The sequence below is a fragment of the Hymenobacter rubidus genome, from assembly GCF_016734815.1.
Classification (GTDB): Bacteria; Bacteroidota; Bacteroidia; order Cytophagales; family Hymenobacteraceae; genus Hymenobacter; species Hymenobacter rubidus.
The window spans coordinates 43,762-49,761 of sequence record NZ_JAERQF010000039.1 but is presented as its reverse complement, the minus strand read 5'-3'; the positions used below and the strand labels follow the sequence as shown (position 1 = coordinate 49,761).

Below are 6,000 nucleotides of genomic sequence, written 5' to 3'. Positions count from 1 at the left end.
GGGGCAGTAGGGAAAGAGTGAGAAAATATACCCCTTTCCTCTACTTTTCACTGGCCTACTTCGAGGGGAAGCCTACAATAACGCTCTAATTAAGTGTGAAAAAATCAACACTAATACTCAGATTCAAATTTCTTCTCAAGTAGCTCGTCATATTCACTCTGCGTATAAAAAGGAGCATTGATTAGATTGCTACTGTTGACTTCATAGACTGCCTTTGTGCCATCTTGATATTCTATACCCCATATTTTATAATAATCACCTTTGTCAAATTTAGGGATATTTTCATCAACATTCAACTTGACACGATAAGCGCAAATTGAATATGTGTCAACTTGATTGAATATAGGAATGTGGATTGACTTGATATGAGATGTTGATTTTTGCTCCATTTGAATATAATGCTCTGAAATAATAGGGATGATATCATCAATTATTTCGCTGATGCCATTGGGATAGATAGAATAGATTGATATGCTAGTGTCTTTGAACTTGATAAGGGCTGATTCTATGTTAGGGGATAGTTCTGTGTTTTGAGCGAATAATGCTTTGATTTTTTTCATCAAAGGCTTCCAAAAATATATTGCTCCTGCTACAATAGCTGTTTTAGAATTGTCGCGAATTATTTCCAACGCATAAGTTTTGAAATTAAAATCAGAGATTATTTCAATTGCCAACTCATATAAGCCTCCGCCTAGGGCATCAGTTTGACGACTTTCAAGATTTATGTCATAATCCTCCGTGAGTTCAGTCTTGAATTTGTCAATGTTTTTAAAGTCATCAAACATTACACCTTCAGGATATGTCCAGTATGATAAGTTAATAGTAGGCTTATTAGCTGAGCGTTTCATTTTGATTATGGGGTTTTTTGAGTGGTTATAAATGAATGGTTTGATACATTATTTGCCAAGATATATTTTCCCTCACGAAGCCGTATCCAGCACGTCGTCCCCATCATCGGCCATAGTCTTGGCCAGCTTCTCGATATTTAAGCTCCGCGCCGAGGCGTCGAAAATCTCGCGGTAGGTGCCTTTCATATCGTAGAGTTCATCGTGGGTGCCGCTTTCCACCATGTAGCCTTTTTTCATGACGTAGATGCAGTCCGAATCCACGATTTGGGCGAGGCTGTGGGAGATGATGACCACCGTGCGGCCCTGCTTGATGGCGTCGAGCGAGTTTTTGATTTGCTCGGTGGCGATGGCGTCGAGGCTGGCGGTGGGCTCGTCGAGGAAGATGATGGGCGGGTTTTTGAGGAAGAGCCGGGCGATGGCGATGCGCTGCTGCTGGCCGCCGCTGAGCTGCTGGGCATCGGACTCGTACTGGCGCGGCAGGTCCAGAATCTGGTCGTGGAGGTAGGCCTGGCGGGCGGCGGCTTCAATCTGGGCCTGGGTGGCGGTGAAGTCGCCGTAGCGGATGTTTTCTTCGATGGTGCCCTTGAAAATGTGGTTTTTCTGGAGCACCAGGCCGATTTCCTGGCGCAGGGCGAAAGTGTCGTACTGGGCCAGCGGGTGGCCATCGAGCAGGATTTCGCCGCTGTCGGGGCGGTAGAACTGGCAGAGCAGGTTGATGATGGTGCTTTTGCCCGCCCCGCTGAGGCCCACCAGCGCGGTGGTTTTGCCGGCCTGGATAGTCAGGCTCACGTCGTGCAGGGCGGCCGTGCCGCTGGGGTAGGTGAAGTTGACGTTGCGCAGTTCGAACTGGCCGCGCAGGTTGTCGCCGGGCTCCAGCGGGCCGGGGCGCTCGCGCTGGTCGTCGGCGTCGAGGATGGCGAAGAAGCCTTCGGAATAAGTAAGGGCTTCGTTCATCTCGTCGTAGATGCGATGGAGTTGCCGGATGGGCGCCGACACGTTGTTGAAGAGCAGAATGTGGAACATGATGGCCCCAATGGAAATCTGGCGGCCGAGCACGAGGTAGGCCGTGAGCACGATGATGGCCACCACGCCAATTTGCTCGATGAAGGTTTTGAGGCCGTCGAAGCGGAAGTTGGTTTTGCGGGTCAGGAGCTGGGCGCCTTCGAGGCGGCTTTGCACACTGGCCTGCTTCTGGCCCTCGTACTGCTCGCGCACGAAGCTTTTGATGACCACAATGCTGTCGATGATGCTGATGAGGCCGTGGTTTTTCTCCTCGCGCAGGCGCTGGAGGCCGCGCCGCACGCCCTGCAATTTCTCGGCCTGCGCGTAGCTGAGCCAGAAATAGACCGGCAACACGGCCAGCGCCACCAGCCCCACCCACTTGTTGTTGAGGAAAATGACCACCAGCGCCACCAGGGCGTTGGCGAAGAGCGGCATGATGTCGATGAAGAAGTTTTGCACCAGCTTCATGAGGCTCTCCACGCCCCGGTCGATGCGGGTCTGGAGCTTGCCGGTCTGGTTGCCGTCGTCGGAGAAGAAGCCAAGCTGGTAGCTCAGAATCTTGCTCACGGCCGTTTGGGCCAGCACGCCGGAAATCTGGATGCGGATTTTCTCGCCGTAGTATTTCTGCCCGAACTGGATGAAAGTGTTGATGATTTCCTTGCCCAGCAGCAGCCCGCTCACCCAGGCCAGCAGCGCCCAGCCCTCGGCCAGGCCCTGGCCTTTGTCCAGCATGCCCTGCACGGTGTCCACGGTGTAGCGCAGCACGAAGGGGTTGACCTGCGCGGCCAGCGAGCCCACCAGCGTGAGCAGCAGCGTGGCAAGGACTAGGCGGCGGTAGGGCCGCACAAAAGGCAGCAGGCGTTGGATAATCTGCCAGAGGCTCATCTAATCGGGGCGTTTCGTAGGGGCGGGGCCTGTCCCCGCCCGCCGTTCGGGCCGAAACAATGAGCCCGTTCAACGACGGGCGGGGGCAGGCCCCGCCCCTACATTGGAACCGGTTAGACGGGCGGGGCGGGGGTGGAGTTGTTTTGGCGGATTGTTTCGCAGCGCTTGGGTGTCATTTAATTAATATAATCGTTTTGCTCGCGCACTTAAAATAATTTCTCCAGCTTGTTATGTCGGAATTGAATTGTTGTTCATTGCGATAGATATGGCCAAAAAAACCATTGTTGCAATGCGCTTCAATTCCGGATGCTTTTTCGATTTGAGGAATTAATCGGTTTGCATATAAGCTAAATCTATTAGTGCTCCGCATTGTGGTCAAGCTATCCAGAGTGATACAATAATCTACGTTAGAGTCGACTTTTTTAAAGCTTGCGCATAGATATAAGGGCATTTTAAGAAGAATAAAGGGAGTAGCAGAAACAGAAGGGATTTCATGGTCCAATGCTCGGTATAGTTGAAGTTTCAAGATGCCTTTTTGAGTTAATAGGTTGCTAATAGCCACATCTGGCACAAGTTGCGTTGAGCTAAAATCGCGCCGGTACCACAAAAAAAGGCACCCCGACCCACCGCATTTACGCGGCTCGCCAGGGTGCCTTCTCAGATAATCGCAGCAGAAATTACTTCCCGTACACGCCTGCCAAATACGTTTTCAAATCCGTCGGCTTGCTACCCAACAATTTCTCAAACGTGCTGCTGGCCGCGTCGAATTCGCCATCCTTCATGGCCTTGCTCATACCCAGCAGCAGGTTGATGAATGGCTCCGGCACCTGGTGCTCGCGAAGGCTAGCCGCAATTTCCTCGCCGGAAACAGGCGCGTATTCCACGGGCTGGCCGGTTGCTTCGCTCAGGCCGGCGGCAATGTCCTGGAAGGAATAGGCGGGGCCGGGGGCGATGTCGTAAATCTGGTTGTCGTGGCCTTCGGAGGTCAGTACATTGGCCAGGGCTTGGGCAATTTCTTCACGCAGGGCGTAGCTCACCTTGCCGTCGTCGGCCGAGGAGTAGAGCTTGCCACTGGGCAGCGTGCCTTCGCCCACCAGCATCGGGATGATGTCGAGGTAGAGCGTGTTGCGGAAAACGGTGTAGGTCAGGCCCGAATCCTTTAGGTATTCCTCCGTAGCAAAGTGGCTGGGCGACGCACCAAAGGCCGATTCCGGTGACGGATTGACTACGCTGGTGTAGATGAGGTGGCGCACGCCGGCTTGCTTGGCAGCATCAATCACATTGCGGTGCTCGCGAATGCGGGGCTCAGTTTCTAGTTCGCTGCTGGAAATGAGCAGCACGGTTTCGATGCCCTGGAAGGCGGCGAGTAGGGCGGCCGGGTCGTTGTAGTCGCCCTGGCGCACGGCCACGCCTTGCGGGAGCGTGTTGGCGGCTTTTTGCGGGTCGCGCACCACGGCGACGATTTCGGAAGGGGCAATTTTGGCCGTGAGGGCTTTGATGGTGGCGAGGCCGAGGTGGCCGGTGGCGCCGGTGATGGCAATCATACAGTTGGAGATTTAAGAGCCAATGGTTACTTTTGGTAACTAAAAGGTATTCGACCCTTTTGCCCCGGCGCAAGAAGGCATTTATTTCTGCTCAAGGAACATGGAGGTAACTACTGCTGACAATCAGACCGCTAAAATTCGGGCGGCGGCCAAAAAAATTATCACTGTACCCGCCGACGGCTTCGGCCTGTGCCCGGTGCGCGACATTCTGGACCGCATCGGCGACAAATGGTCGTTGCTGTCCATCCTGCACCTGGGTAGCACCGATAGTCTGCGTTTCAACGAGTTACGCAAGCGCATCGACGGCATTTCGCAGCGCATGCTCACCGTCACGCTCCGCGCGCTGGAAGCCGATGGGCTGGTGCAGCGCACCGTGTATGCCGAGGTGCCGCCGCGTGTCGAGTATCAGCTCACGGAGCTGGGGCAGGGCCTGCTGGGCGCCGTCATCCAATTGGGCAACTGGGCGGCGGCGCACGCCCCGGCCATTGCCGAAGCCCGGAAGCGCGTGGCGTTGGCGGCGTAGCAACAGGTGCCGTTGCTTACGCTGATGAGGCTTTTATCTATTGAAAAACAAAGGGTTGTAGTTGTAAGGTAGAGGCACAAGTTCTGTCGCTTAGAAATTGGAACAGCACCAAAAAAGCCCTGACCGGATGGCCAGGGCTTTTTTGGTGCTGTGGAAGGAAGCTTATTCGGCTGAGGCTTTAACCTTCACCTTATCGGCTTTGGTCTTAACCTTGTCGCCTTTCACCTTCACTTTTTCGCCATCGTCCGTCTTGGCCTTCAACTTGTCGATGCTGGCATCGGAGCCGGGGCCGCCCATGCCGGGGCCACCCATGCCGGGACCACCCATGCCGGGACCACCCATGCCGGGACCACCCCCGCGGTTCATGCGCTCGGCTTGCATGGCAGTGTATTTGGTGTACTGGTCGGGGGTCAGCACTTCTTTAAACTGGGCATCGTACTTGGTGCGGCTGGCTTGCATTTGCTCGCGCATCTTGTCGCGGTCGCCACCGGCCTGGCCGCGCATACTCTGCATTTCCTGGCCACGGGCCAACAGAATTTGCTGCACTTTGGTGGTTTGGTCGGCATTAAGGCCGAGTTCCTGGGTCATGCGGTCGGCTTGGCGCTTGGCCATTTCATCGGGCGAGCCTTGCATGCGGCCCTGGCCCCGGCCTTGCTGCATGGCGCCGGCGTCGGTGGTTTGGGCGGCGGCACTGCCTACGGTGAGAGCGAAGGCGGCCAACAGGAGCAACACAGTATTTTTCATGGAATGAGGGGAAATGGTTGGGGGTGAGAAATGGAATGGGTACTTTAGAAGGGCTGTACGAAAAATTCCCGTCAGGAGTAAGTAAACGGGACTCTTTACGTCAATTCAAGCCTGCGTGGCTTAGCGGCGGCCGTTGTTGCGGTGGGCATTTTCCCCGCGGGCTTTTTCGTTAGGCGTTACGCGGTGGTTGCGGTCATAGCCATAGTTGAAACTTTTGCTATTGCAGTCGTCGTGGCGACGGTCGAAAGGACCTTCGGCGGAAGGAAGCAGTGGAAGTGAAGAGCGCAGCGGCAGCGATGACGGAAAACAAGGAGGCTTTCATGGCTTCTGGATGAAGAAAGGGGAGGAGAGGGACTGAAAAAGAAAGGGGCGGCGGCTGCCAACGAACCCGAAAAAGGGAGCCGACGCTTGCTGCCGGGGTATTTGCAAACCATCGACCGAAAGCCCGCCAGAA

Annotated in this window: 5 protein-coding genes; 1 reads left to right on the top strand and 4 read right to left on the bottom strand. The window is 54.6% G+C overall.

The window, feature by feature from the left end; all coding sequences use genetic code 11:
* Nucleotides 1-110: 110 nt before the first annotated feature.
* From JKL48_RS19910 to JKL48_RS19900, 3 genes are all read right to left on the bottom strand, one after another.
* Nucleotides 111-848 carry a hypothetical protein gene (locus JKL48_RS19910; protein WP_201986610.1) on the bottom strand — a complete coding sequence of 246 codons (738 nt, stop codon included), beginning with the start codon at nucleotides 846-848 and terminating at the stop codon, nucleotides 111-113.
* A 72-nt stretch (nucleotides 849-920) separates the two neighbouring features.
* Entirely contained in the window at nucleotides 921-2,735 is a 1,815-nt protein-coding gene (locus JKL48_RS19905; protein ID WP_201986608.1) for an ABC transporter ATP-binding protein, read from the bottom strand.
* 677 nt (nucleotides 2,736-3,412) lie between these two features.
* Nucleotides 3,413-4,279: an SDR family oxidoreductase gene (locus JKL48_RS19900; protein ID WP_201986606.1), complete on the bottom strand. Its 867-nt coding sequence runs from the start codon at nucleotides 4,277-4,279 to the stop codon at nucleotides 3,413-3,415.
* Nucleotides 4,280-4,379: 100 nt separating this feature from the next.
* Here JKL48_RS19900 and JKL48_RS19895 point away from each other — a divergent pair, with 100 nt between their 5' ends.
* Entirely contained in the window at nucleotides 4,380-4,802 is a 423-nt protein-coding gene (locus JKL48_RS19895; protein ID WP_201986604.1) for a winged helix-turn-helix transcriptional regulator, read from the top strand.
* Nucleotides 4,803-4,964: 162 nt separating this feature from the next.
* On the opposite strand, the gene JKL48_RS19890 is transcribed toward JKL48_RS19895, so the two are convergent.
* On the bottom strand, nucleotides 4,965-5,546 hold the full coding sequence (locus JKL48_RS19890) for a hypothetical protein (RefSeq protein WP_201986602.1): 582 nt from the start codon (nucleotides 5,544-5,546) through the stop codon (nucleotides 4,965-4,967).
* Between the last annotated feature and the right edge of the window lie 454 nt (nucleotides 5,547-6,000).